Origin of the sequence: Actinomadura chokoriensis (genome assembly GCF_041463665.1) — a bacterium.
In the GTDB taxonomy this organism is placed as follows: domain Bacteria; phylum Actinomycetota; class Actinomycetes; order Streptosporangiales; family Streptosporangiaceae; genus Spirillospora; species Spirillospora chokoriensis_A.
This window is the reverse complement of sequence record NZ_JAXCEJ010000001.1, coordinates 392,802-419,119: the sequence shown is the minus strand read 5'-3', so window position 1 is coordinate 419,119 and position 26,318 is coordinate 392,802. Positions and strand designations below refer to the sequence as shown.

The 26,318-nt window shown below is 71.3% G+C and carries 24 protein-coding genes; 7 read left to right on the top strand and 17 right to left on the bottom strand.

All coding sequences use genetic code 11. The features are described from left to right. Nucleotides 1-26 precede the first annotated feature (26 nt). Genes SM418_RS02070 through SM418_RS02050 form a run of 5 tightly spaced genes read right to left on the bottom strand, consistent with a single transcriptional unit; the run spans nt 27 to nt 8,898 of the window. The gene (locus SM418_RS02070; RefSeq protein ID WP_371938606.1) at nt 27-602 is read right to left on the bottom strand and encodes a TetR/AcrR family transcriptional regulator; all 576 of its coding nucleotides are present in this window, start codon (nt 600-602) and stop codon (nt 27-29) included. Between the two features lie 47 nt (nt 603-649). After that, nucleotides 650-5,878 (bottom strand): caspase, EACC1-associated type, encoded by a 5,229-nt coding sequence (locus tag SM418_RS02065; protein ID WP_371938607.1) that lies wholly within the window; start codon nt 5,876-5,878, stop codon nt 650-652. Between the two features lie 25 nt (nt 5,879-5,903). Beyond that, nucleotides 5,904-6,875, bottom strand: a complete 972-nt coding sequence (locus tag SM418_RS02060; RefSeq protein ID WP_371938608.1) for an AAA family ATPase — start codon at nt 6,873-6,875, stop codon at nt 5,904-5,906. Beyond that, entirely contained in the window at nt 6,876-8,546 is a 1,671-nt protein-coding gene (locus SM418_RS02055; RefSeq protein ID WP_371938609.1) for a VMAP-C domain-containing protein, read from the bottom strand. It abuts the gene before it with no gap. A gap of 7 nt (nt 8,547-8,553) precedes the next feature. Beyond that, nucleotides 8,554-8,898 carry a CU044_2847 family protein gene (locus SM418_RS02050; RefSeq protein WP_371938610.1) on the bottom strand — a complete coding sequence of 115 codons (345 nt, stop codon included), beginning with the start codon at nt 8,896-8,898 and terminating at the stop codon, nt 8,554-8,556. A gap of 69 nt (nt 8,899-8,967) precedes the next feature. Between SM418_RS02050 and SM418_RS02045 the strand changes: the two genes are divergently transcribed. After that, entirely contained in the window at nt 8,968-9,348 is a 381-nt protein-coding gene (locus SM418_RS02045; protein WP_371938611.1) for an MmcQ/YjbR family DNA-binding protein, read from the top strand. Here SM418_RS02045 and SM418_RS02040 read toward each other — a convergent pair. The 8 genes from SM418_RS02040 to SM418_RS02005 all read right to left on the bottom strand — a co-directional run bounded on the left by SM418_RS02040 (nt 9,345) and on the right by SM418_RS02005 (nt 17,828). Beyond that, nucleotides 9,345-10,097 carry a hypothetical protein gene (locus SM418_RS02040; RefSeq protein WP_371938612.1) on the bottom strand — a complete coding sequence of 251 codons (753 nt, stop codon included), beginning with the start codon at nt 10,095-10,097 and terminating at the stop codon, nt 9,345-9,347. The two genes, SM418_RS02045 and SM418_RS02040, sit on opposite strands and share 4 nt — an antisense overlap. A 101-nt stretch (nt 10,098-10,198) precedes the next feature. After that, a complete protein-coding gene (locus SM418_RS02035; protein ID WP_371938613.1) occupies nt 10,199-11,632 on the bottom strand; it encodes a hypothetical protein in 1,434 nt (477 codons plus the stop codon). Nucleotides 11,633-11,768: 136 nt separating this feature from the next. Next, complete coding sequence (locus SM418_RS02030; protein WP_371938614.1) at nt 11,769-12,050, bottom strand: hypothetical protein; 282 nt, start codon at nt 12,048-12,050, stop codon at nt 11,769-11,771. A gap of 121 nt (nt 12,051-12,171) precedes the next feature. Further along, nucleotides 12,172-14,061, bottom strand: coding sequence for a P-loop ATPase, Sll1717 family (locus SM418_RS02025; RefSeq protein WP_371938615.1), 1,890 nt, complete (start codon nt 14,059-14,061; stop codon nt 12,172-12,174). A 241-nt stretch (nt 14,062-14,302) separates the two neighbouring features. Next, nucleotides 14,303-14,518, bottom strand: coding sequence for a hypothetical protein (locus SM418_RS02020; RefSeq protein WP_371938616.1), 216 nt, complete (start codon nt 14,516-14,518; stop codon nt 14,303-14,305). 177 nt (nt 14,519-14,695) lie between these two features. Then, nucleotides 14,696-16,456 (bottom strand): serine/threonine-protein kinase, encoded by a 1,761-nt coding sequence (locus SM418_RS02015; protein ID WP_371938617.1) that lies wholly within the window; start codon nt 16,454-16,456, stop codon nt 14,696-14,698. Then, nucleotides 16,453-17,148: a hypothetical protein gene (locus SM418_RS02010; protein WP_371938618.1), complete on the bottom strand. Its 696-nt coding sequence runs from the start codon at nt 17,146-17,148 to the stop codon at nt 16,453-16,455. The genes SM418_RS02015 and SM418_RS02010 overlap by 4 nt, the downstream gene beginning before the upstream one ends. An 86-nt stretch (nt 17,149-17,234) precedes the next feature. Then, the gene (locus tag SM418_RS02005; RefSeq protein ID WP_371938619.1) at nt 17,235-17,828 is read right to left on the bottom strand and encodes a hypothetical protein; all 594 of its coding nucleotides are present in this window, start codon (nt 17,826-17,828) and stop codon (nt 17,235-17,237) included. A gap of 159 nt (nt 17,829-17,987) precedes the next feature. On the opposite strand from SM418_RS02005, the gene SM418_RS02000 reads away from it, so the two are divergent. Next, nucleotides 17,988-18,944 carry a zinc-binding dehydrogenase gene (locus SM418_RS02000; RefSeq protein ID WP_371938620.1) on the top strand — a complete coding sequence of 319 codons (957 nt, stop codon included), beginning with the start codon at nt 17,988-17,990 and terminating at the stop codon, nt 18,942-18,944. Here SM418_RS02000 and SM418_RS01995 read toward each other — a convergent pair. The 3 genes from SM418_RS01995 to SM418_RS01985 form a co-directional block, all read right to left on the bottom strand. Beyond that, on the bottom strand, nt 18,941-20,116 hold the full coding sequence (locus SM418_RS01995; protein ID WP_371966039.1) for an alpha/beta hydrolase family protein: 1,176 nt from the start codon (nt 20,114-20,116) through the stop codon (nt 18,941-18,943). The two genes, SM418_RS02000 and SM418_RS01995, sit on opposite strands and share 4 nt — an antisense overlap. 135 nt (nt 20,117-20,251) lie before the next feature. After that, nucleotides 20,252-20,932: a hypothetical protein gene (locus SM418_RS01990; protein ID WP_371938622.1), complete on the bottom strand. Its 681-nt coding sequence runs from the start codon at nt 20,930-20,932 to the stop codon at nt 20,252-20,254. 33 nt (nt 20,933-20,965) lie between these two features. Beyond that, nucleotides 20,966-21,778, bottom strand: coding sequence for a class I SAM-dependent methyltransferase (locus tag SM418_RS01985; RefSeq protein WP_371966038.1), 813 nt, complete (start codon nt 21,776-21,778; stop codon nt 20,966-20,968). Between the two features lie 40 nt (nt 21,779-21,818). On the opposite strand from SM418_RS01985, the gene SM418_RS01980 reads away from it, so the two are divergent. The 3 genes from SM418_RS01980 to SM418_RS01970 all read left to right on the top strand — a co-directional run bounded on the left by SM418_RS01980 (nt 21,819) and on the right by SM418_RS01970 (nt 24,217). After that, complete coding sequence (locus tag SM418_RS01980; protein WP_371938624.1) at nt 21,819-22,154, top strand: hypothetical protein; 336 nt, start codon at nt 21,819-21,821, stop codon at nt 22,152-22,154. Nucleotides 22,155-22,225: 71 nt separating this feature from the next. Then, nucleotides 22,226-23,098: a crotonase/enoyl-CoA hydratase family protein gene (locus SM418_RS01975; RefSeq protein ID WP_371938625.1), complete on the top strand. Its 873-nt coding sequence runs from the start codon at nt 22,226-22,228 to the stop codon at nt 23,096-23,098. A gap of 171 nt (nt 23,099-23,269) precedes the next feature. Beyond that, complete coding sequence (locus tag SM418_RS01970) at nt 23,270-24,217, top strand: polysaccharide deacetylase family protein (RefSeq protein ID WP_371938626.1); 948 nt, start codon at nt 23,270-23,272, stop codon at nt 24,215-24,217. A gap of 9 nt (nt 24,218-24,226) precedes the next feature. Here the strand turns inward: SM418_RS01970 and SM418_RS01965 are convergent, their stop codons facing one another. Continuing rightward, complete coding sequence (locus tag SM418_RS01965) at nt 24,227-24,505, bottom strand: putative acetyltransferase (protein WP_371938627.1); 279 nt, start codon at nt 24,503-24,505, stop codon at nt 24,227-24,229. Nucleotides 24,506-24,617: 112 nt separating this feature from the next. On the opposite strand from SM418_RS01965, the gene fdxA reads away from it, so the two are divergent. Next, a complete protein-coding gene (fdxA, locus tag SM418_RS01960; protein WP_371938628.1) occupies nt 24,618-24,944 on the top strand; it encodes a ferredoxin in 327 nt (108 codons plus the stop codon). A gap of 133 nt (nt 24,945-25,077) precedes the next feature. After that, nucleotides 25,078-26,163, top strand: a complete 1,086-nt coding sequence (gene dapC, locus SM418_RS01955; RefSeq protein WP_371938629.1) for a succinyldiaminopimelate transaminase — start codon at nt 25,078-25,080, stop codon at nt 26,161-26,163. Nucleotides 26,164-26,318: the final 155 nt, after the last annotated feature.

Below are 26,318 nucleotides of genomic sequence, written 5' to 3'. Positions count from 1 at the left end.
CCCTTCAAGGGTGGGGCCGTCCGCTCTCAGAGGGAGCTCATCGCCGTGTCGGCGATGCTCTGGAGCGTCTTCCGGTCGGCGCCGCCGCGCGCGGCGACCTGGATGCCGCTGATTGTCGAGATCACGAAATGCGCCAGGGCGTGCGCGTCCCTGCCCCGGTCGATCTCGCCGGAGCGCATCCCGTCCTCGATGGCGGTCTTCAGCACCGCGAACCGCTGCCGCCGGTGCCGTTCGAGCCGCTCCGCGATGTCGTGGTCGTGCGGGCCGAACTCCACCGTCGCGTTCACGACGAGGCACCCGGCGGGGTCGGCCTCGTCCGGCGCGACTGCCCACTCCAGCAGGGTCCGCAGCCGCTCCCGCAGCGGCTTCTCACCGTCCTCCATCAGTTGGACGAGGCGGGCGGTCCTGCCGTCCATGTAGTGGGTGAGCGCCTTGACGAACAGTTCCCGCTTGCTCGCGAACGTGTTGTAGATGCTGCTGCGCCCGAGACCGGTCGCCTCGCACAGCTCCTGCGTGGAGGTCGCCTCGTACCCGTCCGCCCAGAAGGCCCGCATGGCGGCCTCGACCGCCCGTTCCTCCTTGAACTTCCTGGGACGCCCCATACCTGAACGCTAACACCTTATAGACCGTCCGATCCAATATCACGCGGTCACGGCCGGGACGACGTGTGGGCGATCTGGACGATGCGCTGCCGGCCTCGGTGTGCCAGCACGGCCCGGCCCACCGCGAGGCTCCTCGGCGGGGGTTCGGCCCCGTACAGCCGGGTTTCCTCGCCGTAGCTGTAGCCCATCAGGAGCGCGGGTGCCCCGACGTCGTGCAGCGTGGAGACCAAGGGGTCCAGGGGGTGGTCGGGGAAGGTCAGCAGGCGCGTCAGCACGATGTGCACCCGGTGGCCGATCGCGCTGAGCAGGATTCGGGGAAGTCCCGACAGCGGATCGTCGTCGAGGTCGCGGTCGATCACGAACAGGAAGACCTCGTTGACGGGCGGGCCGTTCACTTTGGACACGATGCGGGCGAAGACCTCGGGTGAATCGGTGTACCCGACGCCTGCGCCGACAGGCTCCGGGTGACCGGCCTCTTCGGCGATCGAACGGAGGACCCCGTGGGCGTCGAAGACGTGGATCCGCGGCTCGCGGTCGCGGCGGCGCGTCCTGATCCCCTCGATGAGCAGCCGCACCAGGTTCGCGCGGCCCGACGCGGGAGGCCCCGCGATCACCAGATGGTAATCCTCGTCGAAGTCCACGAACACCGGCTCGCGGGTGTCGCTCTCGACCCCGATCGGTATCCGGCCGCCGGTGTCGGCCGGCAGCTCGCTCACAAGCACCATGTCCGGCAGGCCGGGAGCGCCCGTCTCGCCGATCGAGTCCAGTACCGCGAAGTGCTCGTCGAATCCGGAAACGGCCGCGCGAACGGTCTCCGCCCGCTCGGCGCCTCCACACAGGATGATCAGCGAGTCGTCGGCCTCGCCGCCCATCAGCGAGACCAGCGCTTGGACGACGTCCGGGCGGAAGTAGCCGTTCGCCGGATCCTGCTCGTTCGCGCCCTGGATCAGCAGCACGCCCCCACGGAACGCCTGGAACAGCCTGGGGACCGACTCGGCCGCGTCGGGAAGCCGGCCGCCGATCCCGAGCCAGGACATCTTGCTGACGCTGCCGTGCGAGAGGACGCCGAGCCGGGCCAGCACCCGCCCGTACTCCTGCGCCAGCGTCTCGACCTGCGGTCCGTAGGGGGTCGTGACGACGAGATTGCGGGGACGGGGAGGGCGACCCTCGCGGATCGCCGCGGCCTCCCCTTCGAGAAGACGCCGGAGAGTCGCCCTGACCGAGACGTCCGCGACGGTGCGGTCGAGTTCCCGGATGCTCCGATCGAGCAGGGCCGCATCGGTGAGGGGGTTCGGCCCGCTCGGCCGTGCGGCGCCGGGTGCCGAGGTGCCGGGCGGCTCCGGCGGCGACGCCCGAGGCGCCACATATGCGCGGTTACGGAACAGGCAGGTGGCCTCCCCGCCGTCGTTGACGTACCCGGCCGCCGGACGCGGGCGGCCCTTGGCGATCAGCCGCTCCCGGAGGGTTCCATGGAGCATCGTCATGCCGAGCCCGGCCGGCGCGCCGGGCAGCCCCTCCTCGAGCGTGGCGATCAACTCACCGGTGAACGCCGTGTAGGCCGCGCCCGGAGCGATGTTCGCGGGCTCGCTCCCCGATGCCGATGACATGACGAACATCCCGCCGTCAGAGGATGGCGGCCGAAGCGGGAGGTCCCTCAGGGCGAGTCCGCCGAAGGAGCAGTCGAGGAGCACGACCCTGTGGCGAGGGCCGTCAGGGATGGCGATCGCGCGCTGCAACCGGTCGTAGGGGAGGACGCTGTCCACTCCGCCCGGCCCGGATGCGGGAAGGGCGAGTGAGAACGCGTCGGTCGTCTCGTCGCGCACACCGTGCCCCGCCAGATAGACGAGCAGCGCGTCCTCGCTCTCCCGGGCGGCGCTGTCGACGGCGTCCACGATCTGGGCCGCGCTCGACGGCTCCGCCAAGACGACGCAGTTGCGCTCCGGCAGGCCCCACACCTCCGGGTCGCACAAGGCCCGCTTCAACCCCTCCAGGTTGTTCCGGACGGCGGGGAGATCCGGCAGGAAGGTGTATTCGGATACGCCGATCAGGACGGCGCGGGAGCGCCTGGGATTGGCCAGGACCGGGCCCCCGTCCGGGGCCGTGGGTGCCGGCCTGTGCTCGCGCGTCCGCCGGACGAAGTTCTCGACCACGGGTTCGGGAGGCTCTTCCGCCACGGTGAAGCGCCGCGGCGAGCCGCCGCCGGCGAGGAGGTACGCCGTCCGCCGGTCGGGGAAGGCGAGGCTCGCTCGTCCCATGACGCGTTGGAGTTCGGCGGGTGGACGGGGGCCGGCCGCGATGCGCCAGCCGAGAAGGGGAAGGAAGCGGTCCCAGATCGTGGTGTTCTCGGTGGTGGTCGACGTGAGCAGCAATTGGACGCCGAGAGACCTGCCCCGTTGCGCCAGCGAGAGGAGCGCTTCGCCGATCTGGGGCCTGCTCGTGGGGAGCGTCAGCGACACATCGGCCACCACGAGCAGGCGCGGCGATGTCTCAGGTCGGCGGTCCTTGCCGAGATCGAAGTCGGAGGCTCCCGGGAGGGTGCGCGGTGAAGCGTTGGCGCGGGCGTCCAACTCTTCTGACAGGAAGTCGAAGAAGCGCTGGAGCCTGTCCGGATGCCCGAGCAGTTCGTCTGCGGAGTAGCGGACATGGGGGAGGTCGAGTGGTTCGCCGAGGGGATGTTCGCCCAGGCCGGCGAAGGCGAAGTTGAGGTTCGCGGGGGAGTGGCCGGCGGCCAGGGCGAGTGCGATGGCGCGGACGATGCGCCGCCTGGACTCGGGGCCGCCGACGATCAGGCCGTGCGGGAGCCCCGACGAGAAGTCGAGCGGGTAGAGAGTGAGGACGTTGCCGTCGGCGTCATGGCCGATGGCCGGGTTTCGCGGCTCCGACGCGGGGAGCGCCCACGTCTCATGGAACATGCCGCTGGGGCCGCCGCCGTTCAGCCTGAGAACGTCGAATTGGGGCACGCTCTGTTGCGTGGCGAGTTCCGCTGGCCAGGGGATTTGCCTGGCTTGGGGGCCGCGCTGGCGCATTCGCTCGATGACGGGGGCGGCGGTGTCGAGCGATACGAGCACGGGCTGGAAGTGGGGGTGGGCACGGTCCGCGAAGACGTGCAGGAAGGCACCGTCATCCCCCTTGGGCCCGGCGTTCCAGCCGATGTGCTCCTTGAGGAGACGAGGCAGGAGTTCGTCTTCCGACGCGCAGAAGATGAACCTGATTCCCAACGGGGCACCCGCTGTGCAGAGTTCGGCGAGAGCGTCCAGGTAATCGGTGCGTATGTCCAGCAGCGGGCCGATGTTGTCGATGATGACGACCAAGGCGGGCAAGGGGTCGAAGGACGCGCCCTCGGCGACTGCCGCCTGGTAGTCGTCCCACGTGGTGACGCCCGCGCGCTCCAGGATGCGCTCGCGGTGGGTCAGCTCGGCTTCCAGCGCCGTGACCAGCTGGCCGATCGGCTTGGAGTTCGCTGATCCGTCCCGCGCGATGGCGGCGATATGCGGGAGGTCGTCCAGGCCGGTGAAGAACGCCTCGCGGAGGAAGCCTGCGAAGACGAAATTGAGGGTGGCGGGTGAGTGGTTCAGGGCGAGACCGAGAACGATCGTCCGCAGCAGGGCGTCGCGGAATTCCCCCGAGCCGGTCAGAAGGCCGTGCGGGAGAGCCGGATGACCGTGGAGGACGTCCAGCGTGACCTGGCCGCCGCTGTCCAGGCCCAGCACCGTTTCGCGAGGGGGGCCGTCCCAGTGGCCGAGGGGGTCGCCGGTGGGGACGCCCAGGAGCCGCAGCAGGTCGGCGCCGGGCGCGGGGCCCGGGGCGATGTGGGTGCGGGTCTCGGGGGTGAGGAGGGCGAAGTGGTCGGTGTCGGCGGTGAGGGTGATCGGGCCGCCGTCGGTGGGGAGCAGGGCGCGGAAGGTCTCGGCGGCGGTGCCGGCGCGGCGTTCGATCTCGGCGGAGACGGCTTCGAGGACGTGGCGGGTGTGCAGGGCCTCGGGGCGCGGGAGGGTGTCGAGGAGGGCCTCGCGAGCGCCCGGCACGAACTCGTAGCGCACGTCGCCGACCGGGCGGAGCAGGCCGCTCAGCAGGACTTCGGCGAGCTGCCCGGGCCCCGAGCCGCCGAGGATGCGGTGCTGGATGAGGCGCATCACCGGCAGGGAAGGGACGGAGACGGCGACGTGGGCGGCGAGTTCGGCGGCGTCCGGGGAGGCCGTCGACAGGAACCGGCGGACGCGTTCGGCGACCGGCAGCTCGCGTTCGCGCCGGACCGGGGCCGGGCCCGGCGGCTGCGCCGCCAGGGCGGCCATCGCGGTGGGCTGCGGGCCGGAGCCGGAGACCAGGCGCGCCCACGTCCCGAACCAGCGCGGCGCCACCTCCAGGACGGGGACGGGCACGCCGGGCGCCGCGGCGCCGTCGAACGGCGTGAAGCGCAGGCCGGTGTTCGGGGCGGCGGGGCGGGGCAGGACGGCGAGGCCGGGCGTGGTCGGCGCGGCGGTGCGGCGCCAGAGGCGTTCGGCGAGGGGCTGCAGGATCGCCGTCGGTCCCGCCTGCGCCCAGCGGCGGACCGCCCGCGCGGCGCGTCCGTTCCACCAGTGCGGGCCGGAGCAGTCGGTCAGCACGAGCACCGCGTGGCGGCCGGACGCGTCCAGCAGCGTGCCCGGATCCCGGGGCGGGGCGCCGGGCACGGCCGACACCCGGCCCGTTTCGTCCAGATAGCTGACGTGGACGTTCTGGAACGCGCCCTGGCGGATCAGCGTCTCCGTCAGTTCGCGGGCGAGGGGACGCCAGAGCCGCATCGTCGGCCCGGTGTCGACGACCAGGCCGAGGGTGAGCCACCGTTCGGGCGAGGGGACGAGGACGGGCGTCCACAGGCGGGTGTCGGCGATGCGCGCGGCGGTCGCCTCCTCGTCCAGTTCGCGGCGGTGCCGGGACGGGACGCGGCGCTTGAGCGGACGGAGCGCGCGTTGCACGCCGAGGGAGTCCGCCAGCATCGGCGCGGTCGGCACGAGCACCTCCGACGCCTCGCCTGCCGGTTCGGCGCCGGGCGCGGGACGCGGATGCAGGCCGGTGAGCGGCTCCCGCGCGGGCGGCGGCGCGGGCGCGGGCGGAGGCGGCTGCGGGACCTCCGCGGCGTCGGGTGCGGCCGGCGGCGGTGCCGGCGCGGCGGGGGCGGGCAGCTCTTCGGCCGGGGTGATGTGGCAGGCGAGCCACAGCATCTCGCTCAGTTCGCGGGCGTCCGGCGGCGGTCCGATCGCCGCCAGCGCTCCCCGCAACCGATCGATCTCACTCACCGGAGGCGACCCCCGGCCCCGGCCGTCAGTCGTCATCGACCGGACCGGTCAGGTAGGGCATGATGCGGTCGGCCAGCGCCCGGCGGTCCTCGGTGCCGGCGTGGCGGCACAGGTAGACGGCGTTGAGGAGCTGGTCGGTCGCGAGGGTGCCGGATGCGGAGCGTTCGAAGAAGCGGCGGACGAGGTCGTCGCTCTGGTCGGCCAGCGTCCCGAGGTGCTCACGGACGATCGCGGACAGCTCGGCCTCCCCGGACGGCTGGCGCAGTTCCACGGTGACGCAGCGACGCAGGAACGCGGGAGGGAACTCGCGTTCGCCGTTGCTGGTCATCACGACCAGGGGGAAGGCGTTGCAGCGGACGGTCCCGGCGGTGACGGTGACGCGGGCGCCCGGCCCGTCCGCCGTCATGACCTCGGCGGCGGGGTCGGCCCGCCGGGTGAGTTCCGGCAGCTCGTACTCGCCCTTCTCGAAGATGGTGAGGAGGTCGTTGGGCAGGTCGATGTCGCTCTTGTCGATCTCGTCCACGAGCAGCACCCGCGGCCGCCCGTAGGGGAGGAGCGCGGTCCCGAGCGGGCCGAGGCGGATGTAGCGGCCGATGTCCTCGTCGGCCGGTGCGCCGTCCCGCCCGGCCGCGTACAGGCGTGTCAGGGGGTCGTACTGGTAGAGGCCGTCGCGAAGTGTGGTGCGGCTGGTGATGGGCCAGTGCAGGACGGGGCCGAGACCGAGTTCGTGGGCCACCGCGTAGGCCAGGGTGGATTTCCCGGTACCGGGCGGCCCGGTCACCAGCAGCGGGCGACGCAGGTACAACGCGGCGTTGACCTGCTGCACGGCATCGTCGGACGGCCGGTACGTGGTCGCCTGGTGCTCGTTCCCGGAGCTGCCGGGCGGGACGCTCAGCACCGGTTCGCCGGCGAACGCGCGCCAGGGCGGCGGTGGAGGCAACCGGTCGATGCCGTCGTGGGGGCGACGGCTTCCGGTGTAGAGCAGCCAGTCGGGCACCTATACCTCCATGGCGAGCGGGGGATCGGGAAGCCGGGACGGATCGTCCCACAGCAGTGTCAGGTCGTGTCCGCAGTGCGGCTCGTCCCTGGCCACGAGCGCGCGCTTGCGCAGGTCACGCGCCAGCCGGGGCAGGTCGGCCGGGTGCGCGCCCTTGACCGCCTCCGCCAGGCTCTCCTGAACGTCGTGGCCGTGGCATTCGTCGTGGGCGGCGGCGCCGCACCGGGTCCGCGGCCACAGCATCACCGGGACGCCGTTGCTCAGCGCGGCCCGCAGCGACTCGTCGGGCGGACGAGCCCCGTAGACCAGCACGCAGTAGTCGACGTTGGCCTCGAGAAGGTCGCTGAAGACGCCGCTGTCCCGGGCCGTGTCGCAGGTGATCCGCCGCGGGTCGCTGCGTCCGAGCTCGTTGAGCAGGCGCCAGCGCTCGTACGCCTGGTCGCGCTCGAAGGAGTCGGGGCGCAGCCGCCGCACGTCCCGGACGACCACCGGGTAGCGGCGCATGCGCATCGTCCTGCCGGGGTCGACGTACCACTGCTCGAACGGCGTGCTGAGCCACTTCTGCGGCACCGCGAACTCGATCATCCATTCGCGCTGGAAGAGGGCGGGCGCCAGCTCGGCGACGCGTTCCTCGATGACCTGCTGCACCCGCGGCTTCGGCACCGCCTCCGCCCGCCGGGACCGGCCCGCCGCACCGTCCGTCCAGAGGTGCACGGTGATGTCGAAGGCGTCGCCGTGCGTCAGCCGCTCCAGCCGCACGATCACCGACGGGGGCTCGGGACGCGAGGCGCCGGGCGGCCGGGCGACGTCCGGCATGTGCCGCGCCGACCACGTGGTCAGCCGCCGGGCGTGCGGATCCGGTGAGAGCCGCCGCACCGCCCGCAGGTAGCGGACGAGGTGCTCCTCCTGGAAGCCCTCGGCGACGTGCCGCACCGAGTGCCAGGCCGACTGGAACTCCTCCAGCGGGAGACGGCCCGTGACCGCCTCCAGCTCGGCGGCGAGAGCGGGCGTGAAGGGGACGCCGGCCAGGAGCTCCCGCAGTTCGCGCCGGGCCGGGGCGGTGAGCCACTCCAGCGGCAGCAGATCGTCCAGTTCCTCCCAGTACACCCGGATCCGGTCGAGCGGGAGCATCGAGCCCAGATCGCTGCGGGACTCGCCGTGGAACTCGGCGTCCGACATCATGCCGATGACCTCGCCGGTCGACATGTCGTACACCGCCGACCCGCTGTACCCCTTCTCCAGGCTCCCGTCGACGGCCCGCAGCTCCCACCACTCCCGCCGCCGGACCCAGACCGGGTTCGTCCGCACCGTCGCGTGCCGCTCGTCGCCGTCGCTGCGGCGCGGGAAGCCGCAGACGCCGAACTCCCGCCCGGCGGCGGCCAGGTCGCGGGCCTTGCCGGGCGCGGCGAGCCGCGCGGGCGCCAGCGGAACCGGCGCGGCCAGCTCCAGGACGGCCACGTCGCCGAGGTCGCCGGCCCGCCGCCAGCCGCCGCGCCGGACGACCCTGGCGGGCAGATCCTCCATCAGGCCGGGGAACCCGACGCGGGCCTCCTCCAGCCCGTGGACGGTGTGCGCGCAGGTCAGCAGCCGTGTCCCGGTGACGAGGAAGGCCGCGCCGAGCTTTCCGCCGGACGGGGGGCCGACCCAGGCGCGAAACTGCCAGTCGTCCACGGTCCCGCTACGCCTCTCCAGCGGCCCCGGCTCCGGCGACCGGCTGCCCCCAGGTCATCTTCACCTTCAGATGCCCCTCGACGGAAGTCTTCGCGACGACGGCCCCGGCCGCCGCGTTGAGCTTGACGCCGAACTCCAGCTCGACCGAGTCGGGGTCCAGGTCGCCGCCGCGCAGCGCCGCGAGCGCCGACTGGGCCGCCTCCCGGACGTTCTGGAACGCGTCCTCGAACTTGCCCGCCGCCTCGTGGAAGATCTCGCCCGTGCGGGACACCGACTGGAATCCGGGTTCCTCATCGTCGCTCTCCACGATGATGGTCCCGTGTTCGGTCTGCCAGCGCACCAGTTCGTTCACGCGGCAAATCTAACAAGATCATGTGATTCGGGGTGCTCTGCCGTCGGCATCACGGCCACAGGAGGACAAATGATCACGGTCGAGCAGGTCCGGGCGCTCACGCAGACGCTGCCCCGCACGTCGGAGCATCTCGTCCGGGACCGGGTGAAGTTCCGCGTCGGCTCGATCGTCTACGTCGCCTTCTCGCGGGACGAGACCGTGATGGGTTTCGCGTTCCCGAAGGAGGAGCGGGCCGCGCTGGTGGCCTCCGAACCGGCGAAATTCCACCTGCCCCGCGAATCGGAGATGCGCTTCAACTGGGTGCAGGCATGGACGGCCGCGCTCGACGAGCCCGAAATGCGCGAGCTGGTCGTCGACGCATGGCGGATGGTCGTCCCGAAGAAGGTCGCCGCCGCGCGCCTCGGCCTTGAGCGCGGCGGACCGCCTGTAACCCGGCCGGGACGGCCTTAGTGCGGCGGCGGCATCGGATCGACGGCGTTGCCGGCGAAGCAGCCGCCCTCGCCCGGCATCCGCTGGATCCGCGGCGGCGACCACACGCTCGTCCGGCCCGGCGCGACCCGGGCGAGGACGCAGTCGAACGCGTCCGACAGGTACGGCTTCACCTTCAGGACCAGGCCGACCACGTCCCCCCTGGTCAGGAACTCGCTACTGATCGCCGGGTCCAGATGGAGCGAGGCGACCGCCGCGCGGACCTTCGCCTCGTCCGCCCGCCCTCCGGCAGGGACGCGGGGCAGCGCCTTCGCGAGCTTCTCGTGCGGGATGTCCGGGGTCTTCGGCCAAGGCTCGAACTCCAGCGGCTCTCCCGGCGGGCATTCCACGTGGCGCGTCCCGTACTCCTGCCATTCGGTCGCCGTCGAGAACGACATCTCGAAGCAGCGCTTCACCGTGATGTCTTGCGTCGGGTAAAGACCGTCCTCCGGCGCCGTGCCGGTCGTCCTGAGCACGAGCCGTATCCCGGACCCGGCGGTCGAGGCTCCGGTCACCCGCATGACCTCGATGCCGTCGAGGTCCGCAGCCCGGTGCGCCATGTCCTGCGCGGGCCAGACCCGGCTGGTGTAGAGCTTGTCGCCGGCCCGGTCGGCGGCTTTGCGCGCGTCGTCGGTGGCCCGCTCCTCCGCCGTCCCGCCCCCGGCATAGGGGACGTTGCCGCAGCCAGCGGCCAGCAGGGCGGGTACCAGGAGGATCGCGAGTCGGCGCATCCCATCATGATCGCGTGGGCACGAGCCGGGCGGTATCCGCGTTCGTACTCATTTCGCGGCGGGTGTGATCGCGACCGGCTTCGGGCGCGGGGGCGTTTGAGTCAGGCGTCGGCGGGCTGCGGCTCGGTCTCCCCGACCGGCTCCGGCTCCGGAGCGGCCACGGCCGGGACGCGACGCCCCCATGCCATCGCGGCGGCGAAGCACGCGAACGGCAGGGCGGGCAGCATGTAGCGGTAGTCGAAATCCACCGTGATCGGCGGGATCGCCAGCAGTGTGACGCCAGACGTCCAGAACAGGGCCGTCCGCGCACGCGCCCGCCGCCACACGATCCCCGCCGCACCCGCGAGCAGAACGATCCCGAGCACCGTGCCGGGCACGCTCACACGCTCCTGGTAGCCGCGCATGAAACCGGCGTACGGCTCCACGATGTGCGTGCGCCCCGTGCCGTGCGAATACTCGTACACGACCGTCCGCCGGTTGCCTCCGCCGAGCACGGGGAGGTTCGGCTTACGCGCGGTGGGTTTCGTCGGGAAGTGGTACCTGGCCTCGGTCCCCACCGTCGGGTACTGCGACCGGTGCCATGAGAACGTCCGGACGAAGAAGTCGTACGAAACGACCCGCAGGTAGTCGAGCGGCTGGTTCCGGATCGCCCACAACGCGAACCGCTGCGCCCGCGCGTTGGTCTCCTCGTCGAACGCCTTCCCGTTGGACCACCCGGTCGGGGAGTTGGCCTCCCAGATCTGGTGGGACGAGGCGGGCCGGCTCCCCTTGTCCCCGTACGGGCAGAGGCTCGCCAGGTCGGGCGGCGGCGTGTGCGCGTCGCAGTCGGCGAACGCGGCCGTCCGTCCCCACAGGAAGACGCCGTCCACCCCGGTCATCCCGAACCGGCCGTGCTCCTGCTGGAACCACGTCGCGTACGCGCCCACCGGCAGGACGAACGTCGCCGCGAGCGCGACGTACGCCGGCCACCTCGTCCGCCGCACCACCAGATACAGGACGACGATCAGGAACAGCGGCACGCCGACCGTCCGCGTGACGACCGCCACGCCCAGCAGCCCGCCCACCGCCGCCGCGCGCCGCCACCCGGCCGCCCCCGGCTTCGCCAGCAGCAGCATCGCCCCGAACACCAGGACCGTGAACAAGGTGTCCGACAGGAGCAGATGCTCGAGCTCGATCTGGTACGAGTCCAGCAGGATCGGCGTGACGGCGAGCGCCGCCCACGTCCGCCGCACCTCGAAGTCCCGGACCAGCATCCGGTAGCCAAGTATCGCCAGCCCGACGATCGCCGCATGCTGCAACAACGTCACCAGCGCCAGGCTGTGGAACGGCTTCAGCCCCCACAGGAACAACCCGTAACCGGACTGCCGCAGCGGATGCGGGAACGGATCGTCCGCGATCCGCACGAAGTCGTAGCTGTCGTTGAACCACAGCACGCCCCGGAACCCCAGCATGGTGACCGCCCGCAACACCGCACCCGCGAGCAGCACCACGCAGAGCAGCCAGTTGCGGCGGACGACCGAGGGGGAGAACGACACCGGGAACCTAACTGTGGACGAGCGGGCGGACAGGATTCCTGCGCCGATCCGAGACCGGCGGCGCCGCGCCGGGGCGGGCCTCCTGGCTACGTCACTCGCTACCGCCCATGCATCGGCCGTGATCCTACCAGCGCCTCTACCGCCCCCTCGGCCACGCCAGCACCCCGTCGGAGCTCTGGAAGCGGCGGGCACGCGTCACTCGCGGGCGGTGACCAGAGCCGTCGGCGAGGGCCTCGTCGCGAAGAGCGCGGGTGACGGCGGCGGACTCGATCAGGGCCATCCGGACGACCTGCGCGCGGCTCAGGCCGGTCACCCGGGCGACCGCGGACTCCGTCCCGCGCTCGGCGCCGGCGATCACCACGGCGTTGACCGCGGCGACCGCCGCGTACAGCCCGGACAGCCCCATGAGCACGGCCATGATCCCCATGGTGCCGCGCTGCTGGGTCTCGACCCTGGCGTCGGCCCATTTGGCCAGAGCCCTCAGCCGCACTGACCGGCGGGCCGGTCAGCAGAACACGTCGCCCCGCGAGAGAGCGAGGTCAGCCCTCACTGCCGCTGCCGCCGTACCCGCCGCGGTAGGGCATCCAGACCATGCCGCGCGCCCGGCGTGTGAAGTCGTCGATGGAGCGGATGTAAGCGGTCGTCTGCGGGCCGTCCGCGAAACCGTCGTGGAGGAGCCGTCGGACGTAGCTGCTGAGAAACGCCTGAATATGGTCGATCCCGACGGTGATCTGCCAGGGCTCGGCACGCAGTGCCTCGGCGTCGCCGAGGATGCGCCGCAGGTTGGTCGACAAGTCCTCCCGGACCTCCGTGGGGAAACCGGCGTCGTCGAGCCGGTCGAGCAGGCGCCGGACACCGTCGATCACGGTCTGGAGTATCTGAAACTCCGGACCGCCGCGCTGGATCGCTATGTTCTGGGTGCCCGCGTAAACGTCGACGCCGACCATCTGCCCGACGATGGCGCCGTCATACCGGGGCTTGCTGGTGGCGAGGGTCGCGCGAAGCGCCGACCGGAAGCACGGGTGTATGTGGAACTCCCGGTCGGTCGACTCGATGCGGTCGTGGTGATTGTGGGCGTAGACGATGTGGTCGTTCCGGCGGACGCCGAGGAAACCGATCTCGTACAGGACATCGATGACGGCGTCGCTCGTGAGCCCGCCGGCGCGTTCGGGGAACCGGGCGATCAAGGCTTGCAGCGGCACCGCGGCGCGCTGCCTGAACGCCTGCCGCGTCACCACGTAGCCGTGGTCACGGAAGATCGGATACAGGCCGTCCAGGAAGGGATAGTTCGCGAGGTACTCGTTGGCGAGGTCGTTGAGCTTCCAGTCCGAATACTGATCGACCGCATCGACGAGATCCCGTTCGGTGATCCGGTCGTGGCCGTTGCGCTCGGCGGTGTCCCGGCACAGATTGCACAGATGGATGATGTCCCGGGGGCGCAGCAGGGTGTGCTGCACCAGATAGGCGCCCACCGGAACGCCGCCTACCCTGGGCGGGAATATCTCGGACCACAGCTGTTCCGCGGTGATGTCCGCGCCCAAGGAGGCGCGTGCCCGGATGAGGGTCAGGTCGAGCAGCCGGGACGGCGACCAGTCGACGCGCATCTCGTCGCCGTGCAGTTTGTCCTTGTCGGGGAACTGGAGCAGGTCGTAGATGTCACTGCGGAGGAACACCACGCAGGAGACGCCCGGCAGGCCGCTGGTCACGTCGCGGGCAGCGCGCAGCAGGCCGATCACCAGGCTGTCGGACTCGCCGTCGTTGGACCACACGTCCTCGATCTGGTCGACCAGCAACAGCAGCCGCCCGTGCTCGGCGGGGCATTCCAGATCGCTGATGGCCTGTTTGATGTGCCGTTCCACCACGTCGAGCTGGTTGGCGGTGCGGATGCCCTCGGAAGGGCCGCCGAGATCCCAGGTGACGCCCACCCCGAAAGCCTCCAGCGACAGCGACGTCCGCAGCCTCTCGACGATCTGCCAGAACTTGGGCCGCTGGTCGTCCAGTTCGCCGTTGGCGGCGAGGAAATCGCGCACCGCCGACACGGCGCGCCGCCCGGCCTTGCCGTGGGCGTCGGCGGCGTGCGTCACCAGATGCCGCGCGACATGGGTGGCGAGCACGTACCGCCAGATGAGCTTCTTGGCCATCTCGTGCGGAATGCCCTGCAGTTCGAAGCGGCGGATCTCGTCGGCCGACAACGCGTCCGGCGTCACCAGGACGGTGGTCAGTTCTGGATCTCGTGCGGCCGCCAGCGTCCGGCAGATGGCGCTCTTGCCCGAGCCCTTCCGCCCGATGATCAGATGTTTGCGGGCCCGCCGGGCGGCTTCGTAGGTGGCCGTGCGCAGAAAGCCGGCCCGCAGCAGTCCGCCTTCGGCGATGTCCATCTCGGCGTCGTCGCGGCCGAAATACAGCTCCGCCAGCCGGCTGTTCGCCATGATCCCCCACTAAGATCCGTCGCGTCGACGCACCGGGTTCCGGCATATGGGCCGCCGACTCGGGACGCCACCCTATCACCGGCATTCGGTCATGGATCGTCCATGAAAAGATCATTCATTTGGGCCGGGGATGCTTCAGGTTCCGGTGTTCACGGCGGCGGGTTGGCTGGGGGGTTTGTCGTAAAATAGGCGATATTGAAAGGACCCCGCCCGGGAGAGCGGGGTCCTTCATCGAAAAGGATCAGCGCCCGGACATCGCCGCGACGGCGATGACAAAAATGATCAAACCGCCGACGATCTCCCAGAAGCTCGGGTATCCGTTCTCCTCCCAGTTGCGGTGCAGGGCGTCGCTGTTCCGCCGGCGCCGCTCCTCGGAATCCCGGCGGGAGGAAGTCTCCCGCTGCCAGCGGTAGTAGTCGTTGCTCCGCTGCCGGAGGCGATCGTGATAATCGTCCATTGTGTCCCCCTCGTTTTCCTAATCCAAGGATGACAGGCAGGCAGATCAACTGCTAGAGGGTCTTTGCTTACAGTATGTTTAGGGCATGCTGATGACGTGGTTTTGGCGGGGCTGAGATATCACTTGCCGAAGAAATGATCTAACGGCAGGACGGTCGAGCCGACCGCACCGTCTCGTTCAGCCGTCCAGCACCTCGATCACCGGCAGCGTTCCGTCGATCCTGGCCCCCGCCGACTCCGGCGGAATGGCCTCGTCGCCTCGCACCGCTGTCGTGATCTTCATGGGTACGCGCGGGGTCACCAGGTACTTGCCCGGTGGCAGCAGCTTGCGGTCGGGCAGGACGATCCGAATCGTGGTCGTCCATCGGCTCATGACGGCGCATTCCGCCGGCACGAACGGCTGGTGCTCGTCGGTCGTGTCGCTCCGGACGGGAAGGACGACTGCATTCGACGTCTTCTGCGGGATGCCGTCGCGTTTGGCGGGAGGGATGCGGTAGAACGCCAGCACTTCGGCGTTCTTGCCGGCCAGTTGGTCTTTGTTGAGCCCGATTCCCCACTGGTACCAATGGGTCTTCGGTGGTTTCACCTCACTCCCCAGGCATTGGCGTTCCCCGCTCGGGGTGTAGTAGAGACTCCCAGGTGTGCGCGCGCGAAACTGCTCCACGATGCGCACTTCCGTTCCGGTCTTCGCTCTGGCCGGGGTCACCGAGTACTTGAGGTCGATGTAGGGGGTCTCGGAGGCGGGCAGGTTGGCCTGACCGAGAAGGACGCCCGGCTTGGTGAAGTAGGCGTGCACCCCGGCCTGGCTTGTCCCGCCCACGCTCGGGCCTGGCCAGAAGAGCCATGCCGCGATCACGCCGCCCACACCCGCGACCCCGATTCCGGCGGCTCCCTTCGCGCCGCCGACCTTGCTCAGGAAGCCCTTGGACACGGAAGCGCCGGCCTCCGCCATCATGTCGACCGACGTCGCGCCCTGCGCGAGACCCGCCGCCACATGGCCCGCCGCCGTGGAGGCCGCGGCGGCCGTCCCGGCTGCGCCGGGTGCCAGAAGGGCGCTGCCGAGCATTGCCAGCGGGACGGCCGTCGCCACCGCCGCGGCGATCGCGCCGAGCGCGAGGAATCCGCGCCTTTCCCAATCCGCCCCGTAGGCCCGGGCGGCGACCGATTCCAACTCGCTCACGAACTCGTACGCGTTTCCGGCCCGATCACTCGGATTCTTCGCCAAGCCCCGCCGGATGAGTGGACGCAACGGCTCGGGAACGGCGTCGAATGATCTGAAGCCTTCCTCATGCGCCGTCTTCAACTCGGCGAGAGTCGTTCCGCCGAAAGGCTTCTTTCCGGTGACGCATTCGACGAAGACGCACGTCGCCGCGTAGAGGTCGGTCGCCGGGGTGGCCGGCCCGCCCGCCCATTGCTCCGGGGACATGTACGCGGGCGTCCCGGCCTGGCCACCCTGGCCGGTGAGGACGGCGACCCCGAAGTCGATGAGCTTGCTCTGCCCATCGTCCTGGACGAGCACGTTCCCGGGCTTGTAGTCACGGTGGACGACCCCGACCGCGTGCGCCGCCGCCAGGCCGAGCAGCGAGCCCTTCAACGTCGCCAACGCGGCCTCGGCGGTCAGTGCCCCCTCGTGCTCGTCCAGCACCTTGCGGAGCGGACGTCCCGGCACCGCCTCCAGGATGAGCGCCGCGCCCCAAGGCGACTCCAGGTAGTCGAGCAGTCGCGCCACATGCGGGTCGTTCACCCGCTTGAGCATCTGGGCTTCGTGGCGGAAGATGCTCCGCGCGGTCGTGTCACCGAGCAGGGCGGTCGCCAGATACTTGATCGCCACCGGCCCGCCCCCGGACTGGTGCCGCGCGAGGACGACCTCGCCCTGTGCGCCCGTCCCTAACTCCGCGAGTTCGACGAATCCGGGCAGCCGATATTCGGGCGGTGTCACTGGCCCGTGTTGGTCTGGATCTCGCCCACAACGAGCGGTGTGGCCTGCGACGGCACGGGGTTCGGTGGGAGGGCGCCGCCTTCGGAGTCGCAGTCGGCGCCCACACACGTCCACGCGACATCCCAGTTGATGGTCGCCGTGATCTTGTACGTGCCGCCGGGCTCCGACGCGGACGACCGCAGGTAGGTGTAATTACAGGTCTTGCCGTCCTTGGTACCGGCGTCGTCGCAGTCGAACGTCTTCTCACCCATGTTCCACGTCACGGATCTGGGCTTTGCGATGAGTTGGATCGTCTGCGCGCCCACGGTGATCGGCTCTGTCTGCACGTCCTGGAAGCCGTCCACCCACAGGGCGGTCCGCAGCCTCACGTACGTCTTGTCCGCTGGGGCGGTATGCACGGTGGGCGTGGGGAACTCGGCGGCGGCCTGCGCCATGGCGACCAGGTCGGCCGTGTCGGGCGGCGCGGGTGCGGGCGCGGGCGCACCCGGGACCGCTACGACACCTGGCGCCTCGTCCGGGGTCAGCCCTTCCGGCGGCGGAGGCACCCAGGGGCCGCCGCCACCGCCCGTTTCGGTTCCGCCTCCTCCGGTCCCGGGCGTACGGATGATCTTATTGCAGTTCGCGTGCTTGCCTCCGGTGACCTTGCAGGGTGCGGCCTGGGCGGGGACGGCGATCAGCAGAGGCACGGTCATGGCCGCTGCCGTGACCACGGCGGCGGCAGTCGTCCGGCGTCTGGTGGGGGTGTGGGCAGACATCGGGTGTCCTTCCCTGCGGACCGTCAGCATTGCCGGTCCCGGACGTTAGCGGCGACCTTCCAGGTGCCGGAGTCGTACGCGACGGTGGCCCGGTACGCGAAGGCCCCGCCGGGGATCTGCTCGATCCTCTTGCCGGTCTTCGCGGAGTAGCGGTAGGCGGCGAGGGTGTTGACGCAGTCGATGACGTAGACCTTGGTGCTGTCCTTGGAGCGGGCGTAGACGCGGGGGTTGAACGTGTTCGTGAAGCGCCAGATCACGCCCTTGGCCTTGGTGGCCTCGACGTCGTCGGTGACCTCGGTCAGGAGGGGGTCCGAGGCGACGTCGGGGAGAGCGCTGGGGTCGTTGGTCTCGTAGGCCTTCTTGTAGGCGTCCTGGTAGGCGCGGTAGCGCTGGAGCACCGTCTTGTAAAGCTCCGCCGTCGGGATGGCCGCGGGCGCGCCGGCGGCGGGTGCGGTGGTGGCGGCGCCCTTGTCCAGGGAGCCGTTGGGGTCGAGTTGGCCGTTCGAGGAGGGGCCCGACGACCCGCATCCGGCGGCGGTGCATGCGGTCAGGAGGACGAGCAGCCAGGCGGCGTGGTGTGACCCGAGCGGGGAGGAGAGTACCAACCGGGCGCGCATCGTCTTCCTTGAGCGGCAGCCGACAACGGGGCGGAATACGCGCGAAAGCTTACAGAGGAGCGTGGGGCGAGAAAAGAGATTCGTTGCAGACGATTGACCTCAACCTCACTTGAGGGGGCAGGGTGAAGGGGGTATGCCGTTGTCAAGGAAGGGGTTCCGATGCGTGCAGTGTGGCTGACGGAGTTCGGTGGGCCGGAGGTGCTCGTTCCGGGGGAGGCGCAGGATCCGGTTCCGGGTGCGGGGCAGGTGCTCATTGACGTCGAGTTCGTCAATGTTCCGTTCGTGGAGGCCATGGTGCGGGCGGGGAACAGTCCCGTCCCGGTGAGGTGGGAGCCGCCGGTCATCCTCGGCAACGGGGTCGGCGGCGTGGTGGCGGAGGTCGGCGCGGGGGTCGACAACGCGCTCGTCGGCCGGCGGGTCGTGAGCGGCACCGGCGGCCTCGGCGCCTACGCGGAGAAGGTGGTCGTGGACGCGAGCGCCCCGTTCGAGGTCCCTGACGGACTCGCGCTGGACGACGCGGTGGGGGTTCTCACCGACGGCCGGACGGCGGTGATGATGCTGAGCGAGGTGGACCCGCGTCCGGGGGACCGGGTGCTGGTGGAGGCGGCGGCCGGCGGGGTCGGGACGCTGCTCGTCCAGCTGGCGAAGGCGCGCGGCGCGACGGTCGTCGCGGCGGTCGGCGGCGCGCACAAGTTCGAGGTCCCGCTGCGACTCGGCGCGGACGACGCGGTGGACTACCGCGAGCCCGGGTGGGCCGAGAAGGCCGGCCCGCTGGACGTCGTCCTCGACGGGGTCGGCGGCGACGTCGCGCGGGACGCGTTCGGCCGGCTCCGGGAGGGCGGGCGCATGGTCAGCTTCGGCCTCGCGTCGGGCTCGTGGGCGAGCATCGCGGACGAGGAGGCGGCTTCGCGCGGTGTGGCGCTCGTCCGGTGGCCGCAGGCGACGGGGCGCCAGTTGCGCGACTACACGAACACGGCGCTCCGGGAGGCCGCCGAGGGAAGGCTCCATCCGGTCATCGGCCAGCGTTTCCCGCTGGAGGGCGCGGCGGACGCGCACGCCGCCATCGAGTCGCGTGCCACCTTGGGCAGGACGCTGCTGGAGGTCCGGCGCGCCTAACCGACCCTCTTCAAGAAGGATTTCAGGGAGCGTTCGTAGGCGGCCGGGTCGACGTTCCACGATTCGGTGTGGCCGCCCAGGGTGGTGATGTGCGTGACCATGCCGGGTGGGGCCGTCCTGGCGAAGGTGAAGGCGGGATCATTGGCGACGGTCGCGTCGTCCTTGCTGGTGTAGAGGAGCACGGGTCTCCGTAGGCGGGGTGCGTACCGGCGCTGGTCGTAGTCGGTCAGGTCGATGCCGATGCGCCATTCGAGGACCTGCTTGGCCACGTCCGTCATGAAACCGGGCAGGTTGCGGGCGTCACCCTGTTTGTCGAGGGTGGCGCTCCAGTCCAGGACGGGGGAGTCCAGGACGACGCCACGGACGAACCGCGGGTCTTTGCGCAGGGCGGTCATCGCCATCGCGCCTCCCATCGACCACCCGTACAGGACGACACCGGTGGCGCCGCGCGCACGCGCGTAGCCCATCGCGGAGAGGAGGTCCTGCCATTCGGTGTCGCCGAGATGGTTCTTGCGGTCGCCGGACGAAGGCGCGCCCACGTCGTTCCGGTACGCGATCGACATCATCGGCAGGCCCAGCTCGTGGACGGAACGCATGACGCGGAACGTCTCCGCCTTGTCCGAGTTCCGTCCGTGGACAGCGATGACCCATGTCCGGTCATAAGAGGACCCCGGGAGCACCCACGCCGGCATCGGCCCAACCTTGGACGGATACGTGACGTCCTCGAAGGGCAGCCCCAACGCCTCCTTGGGGTCGCCGTCGAACATCCAGTGGTCGAGGGCCGCCGGCGCGCCCTTCACCAAGGAACCCGAGAAGACCGACTCGACCTTTCGCACGACGTGGCTCTCGTCGCCGCCGACCACGGGGCCGAGGAACGCGCGGCCGTCCTTCCAGACGAGCGCCCACGTTCCGGGACGTTCCGTCTCCGGTGCGCGGGGCAGCGTGACGGTGCCGTTCCCCGCGTCCACGATGGTCAGCGGGTACTCGGCGGAGTGGTCGACCTCGATCGCGACGCCCGCGAAGTACCAGCCGGCGCCGCCGACGGCCGCGAACAGCAGCACGGAGAACGCGACGGCGGACGCCATCAGCGGGCGGGCGCGGCGTCGGGGCCGCGGTCGGATCGGCGGTTCGGGGGCCGGCGGAACCGGAGACTCTGGGGCTTCGGTCGACACGACATCGAAGTTAGCTTCTCCCAGGGACCGCCAAAGCCTGGGTCACCTCGCGGTGCGGTTAATCTGCCGGGCAGGTGCCATCGAGGAGGCCATCTGGAGGCACCGGGGGGTGCGGGGCGACCTCCGGACGTGTGATCAGGCGGTCCCGATCGCCGAGACCAGCCCGAGCGCGAGCACCATGTCGAGGTGGATGAACGTCTCCAGCTTCGCGCCCGGCGGCACGTCCGGGTCGGCGGCGAGCCGGTCGAGGACGGTGAGCGCTCCGGCGCTGTCCAGGTCGTCCGCCAGCGCGGCCTCAGCCTCCGTCGCGTACCCCCGGCTCATGGGACGGCCCGGGGACGTCGCCCATTCGGCGACCTTCCGGCGCCACGCGTCCAGCCGCTCGGCCGCGGACGACAGCCGTGCGTCCGACAGGTCGGCGGGCTCCCGGTACGGAACTTCCAGCATCGCCAGGCGCGCGGTCGCCGCGTCCGACGGCGAACCGCCGGTCTCGGCGGGCACGGCCAGGCACAGCGCATCCACGTCCGCGCCTCTGGAGACGCCGCCGGAGACGCTGTCGGAGATGTAGACGTCGGCGTCGGCCAGCGGCTCTTCGCGCACCTCGAGTGACGCGACGCTGTAGTCCGCGTAGTCGTCCGTGCCGGGGGGAGTGCTCACCAGCCGGACGCGGCGCCCGCCCCGCTGCGCCACCCGCCGCAACAGATCGGCGACCACCAGCGCGCGGCGCCCCGCTCCGGGAAGGACCTGGACGCGCAGCCCCTGCCCGGTCGGCAGTGGCTCCGCACGGCCCGTCCGATGGTCGTACAACCGCAGCATGCCTCCCACCCTAGGCGGGTCAGACCGAAGGGATCACAGCGGCCGGTCGGACGCCAGCGGCCCGAACGGCTGCGGCGCGGCGCCGTCCGACCGGCGGACGGCGGCGAACCGCAGCCGCACGTAGTCGGCGACCCACCCGGACTCGCGGCGCAGCGCGGGCGCGGCCAGGTCGTTGACCCGGTCGAGCAGCGGGTCGACCATCTCCGGCGGGACGTCCGCCAGCGCGCGCGAGGCGTAGGCGCGGACCCAGTCGGCGGCGCCGTTCGGACCCTCGGTCATCCGGGTCGGACGGTCGGCGTGCTCCAGCAGCCGCAGCGTGAACCCGGCGTCCTCCAGCTTGGTCGCGTACGCGGCCGGGGAGGGGAAGTACCAGGGCAGTTCGGGCTCGCCGAGGCCGAACACCCGCCACGCCGTCTGCATCGCGACGATCAGCTCGGCGCAGTTGCCGGCGCCGCCCATCTCGCCGACGAACCGGCCGCCGGGACGCAGCGCCGCGTGCACGCGCCCGATGACGGCGTCGGGGTCGCGGGTCATCCAGTGCAGGGCCGCGTTGGAGGCGACCGCGTCGAAGGACTCGCCGACCGTGAAGTCGTGGGCGTCGCCGACGATGAAGGACAGCCCCGGGTGCAGGGCGGTCGCCTGCGCGACCATGTCGGGGCTGCCGTCGATGCCCAGCACCCCGGCGCCCCGCTCTGCGATCTCCGCGCTGAACATCCCGGTACCGCACCCGAGGTCGATGACCCGTTCGCCGGGCTGCGGATCGAGAAGGTCGACCAGGGGCGCACCGTGCGCGGAGACGTACCCGAAGGCGGAGTCGTACGTCGTCACGGCCCAGTTCACTGTCATAATTTATCGGAGAAAGTCCTGGAGGGATGCGGGGTTGGCAATGGCGGACGTCACGTCCGAGGTACGGATCGTCGGCGCCGAGCGCCCGGACGGCCTGAGCCTGCGCACCATCGGCCTCGCCGCGCGCGGCCTGCCCGAGTTGCGCGCCGAGGGCCTGCCGCCCTATCTGGGGGACGGCTGGGCGCGGGTCCTCGGCGCCCTCGCGCAGCGCCTCGCGGCCACCGGCGAGCCTCCCGCCGAACTCGCCCCGGGCGTCGAGGTCCGGTTCACCGAGGCCGGGGACGGCGCGCTGATCCCCGTCCCGCCGCCGGGCCGCGAGACCGGGGAGTGGCGCCGGGACGTCCTGCTCCGGCTCTTCCCCGAAGCCCGGAGCTGAACGCTCCCGCGGCTCGAAGCTGAAGTCTCGTTCTAGAATCAGGTTCTGTCCAGCGCGAGAGGGGTCCGCAGGTGCCGTACAGAGAGATCGAGTACGAGGTCCGCGACGGGATCGCCACCGTCACGCTGAACCGGCCGCAGAAGATGAACGCCTACACGTTCGTCATGCGCAACGAACTGCTCGACGTCTTCGACCGGATCGACGCCGACGACGACGTCCGCGCGGTCGTCGTGACCGGCGCGGGCCGCGCGTTCTGCGCGGGCGCCGACCTGAGCGGCGGCGGCGACACCTTCGACAAGGAGAAGTCGAAGGACATGTACGCCGGCGAGGACGACGTCCTGGAGGACGGCACCCCGCGCGACGGCGGCGGCACGGTCGCGCTCCGCATCGCCCGCTGCCTCAAGCCCGTCATCGGCGCGTTCAACGGCGCCGCGGTGGGCGTCGGCGTCACCATGACCCTCCCGATGGACGTCCGCCTCGCCAGCGAGAAGGCCAGGTTCGGCTTCGTGTTCGCGCGCCGCGGCATCGTCACCGAGGCGGCGTCCAGCTGGTTCCTGCCGCGGCTCGTCGGCATCGCGCAGGCCATGGAGTGGGCCGCGACCGGACGCGTCTTCGACGCCCGGGAGGCCCTCGCCGGCCGCCTCGTCTCCCGCGTCCACGCGCCGGACGAACTGCTCCCCGCCGCCTACGCGCTCGCCCGCGAGATCGCCGAGAACACCTCGGCGGTCTCCGTCGCCGCGATCCGCCGCCTGATGTGGTCGGGCCTGTCGGCCCCGTCCCCGTGGGACGCGCACGTCGCCGACTCCCGCCTCATGGCCGCCCTCGGCGGCGGCGCCGACGCGATCGAGGGCGTCTCGTCCTTCCTGGAGAAGCGCGACGCCGACTTCCCGATGCGCGTCAGCAAGGACCTCCCGCCCGAAGTCCCCGACTGGCCCCTTCGCTGACCCGCCCGCCGGCCCGGCCCGGCCTGTCCCGGCTGGGTCCCGGCTGGTCCCGGCGGGGCCGACGAAACGGTCAGGCATGTGTCGCCGCGACTTCGTGTGTCTTTAGCGTGACGGAGGGTATTAGCCGCCCCGAAGCGACACGTTCGGGGGTGCGTGGTGCGGATCAGGAGAATGGCCGTCATTGCGGCCGGGCTGCTCCTCGTCGCGGGGTGCAGCCACGCGGACAAGCGGGAGGCGCGGACCGCCGGGGAGAACGCAGCCCTGGGGAAGCGGACGCAGGCGCCCCGGCCGCCGGCGCCGCCCCCGCCGCGGAAGATCGACTGTGACCGGGTGCAGTGCGTCGCGCTCACGTTCGACGACGGGCCGGGCCCCTACACGGCGGGCCTGCTCGACACGCTGAAGAAGGGTGGCGTGCGCGCCACATTCTTCATGCTCGGCGAGAACGTCGGCAGCCACCGCGACGTGGTCCGCAGGATGGCCCTCGAAGGCCACGAACTGGCCAACCACAGCTGGTCCCATCCGCAGCTCACCGGGCTGTCGTCCGCCGAGGTGCGGTCGCAGATCCAGCGGACGCAGCAGGCCGTCTCGGACGCGTCGGGCGGCGTGAAGCCGACGCTGATGCGCCCGCCGTACGGGGCCGCGGACAAGCGGGTCGGACGCAGCGTCGGCATGCCGCTGATCCTCTGGAGCGTCGACACGCTCGACTGGCGCTACCACAACGTCGCCCGCGACACCCGGATCGCGGTCAAGGAGCCCAAGCGCGGCGGCATCATCCTGTTCCACGACATCCACGAGGCGAGCGTCCAGTCCATCCCGAAGGTGGTGGACGGCCTGAAGAAGCGCGGGTTCACGTTCGTCACCGTGTCGGAGCTGTTCCAGGGGCAGCCCCTCAAGCCGGGCGCGACCTACAGCGAGCGCATCAGCAGGCCGGAGCCGGTCACGGCGAGCCCGCCGCCGCCCGGATCGCCCGGGGGCGCGCCGTCCGCGACCACCTCGCCCGCCAGGCCGGCGCCGCCGAGCCCGGCCCCGGCGAGCCCGCCGCCGTCGAGCCCCGTCCCGTCGAGCCCGGTGCCGTCGAGTCAGGCACCGTCGAGCCCTGCGCCGTCTGGCTCGGGCTGACCGGCCCGATCAGCCGTCCTCCGGCTGCTCCGGCTCCTCCCGGCGGGGGCGGCGGCGCGCCGGCGGACGCGGCGGGACGACCTTCGCCGCGACCATGATCTCCTCGGGCACCTCGACCAGCTCGCCGTCGCGCCGGCGCACCGTGAGCGTCTTGCCGGACCACGATTCGAGCACGCCGACGACGTCGCTGTACTCTCCCGTTGGCAGACGGCGGCGCAGCGAGATCCGCTGGCCCACGTCCGCGTCACTGATGGACACCACCAGCCGCGCGGCGAAGCGGGCGGACATGTGAGGACCCCCATGTCGAATCGACTGAGCCGTGGTGGCCATACTATTCACAGCGAGCTTGCGGCGACCCGTGACGTGCGGCGGGGCCGGATATCCGAGAGGAGTCACTGACGTGACCTACGTCATTGCGCAGCCCTGCGTGGACCTGCTCGACAAGGCATGCATCGAGGAGTGCCCGGTCGACTGCATCTACGAAGGGAAGCGTCAGCTCTACATCCACCCGGACGAGTGCGTCGACTGCGGTGCGTGCGAGCCGGTCTGCCCGGTGGAGGCCATCTACTACGAGGACGACGTCCCCGAGCAGTGGAAGGACTTCTACAAGGTGAACGTCGAGTTCTTCGACGACCTCGGCTCGCCGGGCGGTGCGTCCAAGGTCGGGAAGATCGACAAGGACCACCCGATCGTCGCCGCGCTGCCTCCGCAGAGCCACGACGAGTAGCCGACCCGGGGGACCCGTTGGCGCGTTCCGCACCGGCGCGCCCTAGGGTCCCTCTGCGTCGATTTCCGGGCCGTGGCCTCCCGAGTTCGGGAAGCCACGGCCCGCACGGTCTCCAGAGTGAGGAGCAGGGCCAGTGTTCACGCTGCCGGACTTTCCGTGGGATCGGCTCGCGCCGTACAAGGAGCGCGCGCTGGCGCACCCGGACGGCATCGTCGACCTGTCCGTCGGGACGCCCGTCGACCCGACGCCCGAGCCGATCCGGGAGGCCCTCGCCGCCGCGGCCGACGCGCCCGGCTACCCGCAGACCTACGGGACGCCCGCGCTGCGCGAGTCGGTGGCGGGCTGGCTGCGCCGCCGCGCCGGCGTGTCCGGCGCCGACCCGGACGCGGTGCTCCCCGTCATCGGCACCAAGGAACTGGTCGCCTGGCTGCCGACGCTGCTCGGCGCCGGCCCCGGCGACAAGGTCGTCTTCCCCGAACTGGCCTACCCGACCTATGACGTCGGCGCCCGGCTGGCCGGGGCCGCGCCCGTCGCGACCGACGGGCTCCTCGCGCTCGGCCCGGTGAACCCGAAGATCGTGTGGGTGAACTCGCCGTCCAACCCGACGGGCAAGGTGCTGCCCGCCGAGCACCTGCGCAAGGTCGTCGCGTGGGCGCGCGGCCGGGGCGCGATCGTCGTCAGCGACGAGTGCTACCTGGAGTTCGGCTGGGACGAGGAGCGGCCGCCGGTCTCGATCCTGCACCCGGACGTGTGCGACGGCTCCCACGAGGGGCTGCTCGCGGTCAACTCCCTCTCCAAGCGCTCCAACCTGGCGGGCTACCGGGCCGGTTTCGTCACCGGCGACCTCGCGCTCGTGAAGCGGCTGCTGGAGGTCCGCAAGCACGCCGGCATGATCGTCCCGGCGCCGGTGCAGGCCGCGATGACGGTGGCGTTCGCCGACGACGCGCACGTGGACGAGCAGCGCGGACGGTACGCGCGGCGCCGCGCCGCCCTGCGGGAGGCGTTCGAGCGGCACGGCTTCCGCATCGACCACTCCGAGGCGTCGCTGTACCTGTGGGCCACGCGGGACGAGCCGTGCTGGGACACCGTCGCCCACCTGTCGTCCCTCGGTGTCCTCGTCGGCCCCGGCGAGTTCTACGGCCCGGCCGGCGCCCGGCACATCAGGATCGCCTTCACCGCGACGGACGAGCGCGTCGCCGCCGCCGCCCAGCGCCTCTGACGGCCGCCTCTGACGGCCGACTCTGACGGCCGCCTCTGAGGCCGCCGCCGAGCGCCTCTGACGGGCCGCCTCTGACGGGCCGCCTCTGACGGGCCGCCTCTGCCCTGGCGGCACTCCGGGCCGGATACCGGCCTCGCATCGGATCCTCGGGTTCG

Excerpts from the sequence above, each read along its gene's own strand:
- SM418_RS02045 (WP_371938611.1), top strand. The coding sequence starts at position 8,968 with ATGATCACGGTCGAGCAGGTCCGGGCGCTCACGCAGACGCTGCCCCGC.
- SM418_RS02000 (WP_371938620.1), top strand. The coding sequence starts at position 17,988 with ATGCGTGCAGTGTGGCTGACGGAGTTCGGTGGGCCGGAGGTGCTCGTT.
- SM418_RS01985 (WP_371966038.1), bottom strand. The coding sequence starts at position 21,778 with ATGACAGTGAACTGGGCCGTGACGACGTACGACTCCGCCTTCGGGTAC.
- SM418_RS02020 (WP_371938616.1), bottom strand. The coding sequence starts at position 14,518 with ATGGACGATTATCACGATCGCCTCCGGCAGCGGAGCAACGACTACTAC.
- SM418_RS01965 (WP_371938627.1), bottom strand. The coding sequence starts at position 24,505 with ATGTCCGCCCGCTTCGCCGCGCGGCTGGTGGTGTCCATCAGTGACGCG.
- SM418_RS02010 (WP_371938618.1), bottom strand. The coding sequence starts at position 17,148 with ATGACCGTGCCTCTGCTGATCGCCGTCCCCGCCCAGGCCGCACCCTGC.
- SM418_RS02070 (WP_371938606.1), bottom strand. The coding sequence starts at position 602 with ATGGGGCGTCCCAGGAAGTTCAAGGAGGAACGGGCGGTCGAGGCCGCC.
- SM418_RS02040 (WP_371938612.1), bottom strand. The coding sequence starts at position 10,097 with ATGCGCCGACTCGCGATCCTCCTGGTACCCGCCCTGCTGGCCGCTGGC.
- SM418_RS01990 (WP_371938622.1), bottom strand. The coding sequence starts at position 20,932 with ATGCTGCGGTTGTACGACCATCGGACGGGCCGTGCGGAGCCACTGCCG.
- SM418_RS02005 (WP_371938619.1), bottom strand. The coding sequence starts at position 17,828 with ATGCGCGCCCGGTTGGTACTCTCCTCCCCGCTCGGGTCACACCACGCC.
- SM418_RS01970 (WP_371938626.1), top strand. The coding sequence starts at position 23,270 with ATGGCCGTCATTGCGGCCGGGCTGCTCCTCGTCGCGGGGTGCAGCCAC.
- SM418_RS02030 (WP_371938614.1), bottom strand. The coding sequence starts at position 12,050 with ATGGCCGTGCTCATGGGGCTGTCCGGGCTGTACGCGGCGGTCGCCGCG.
- SM418_RS02025 (WP_371938615.1), bottom strand. The coding sequence starts at position 14,061 with ATGGCGAACAGCCGGCTGGCGGAGCTGTATTTCGGCCGCGACGACGCC.
- SM418_RS01980 (WP_371938624.1), top strand. The coding sequence starts at position 21,819 with ATGGCGGACGTCACGTCCGAGGTACGGATCGTCGGCGCCGAGCGCCCG.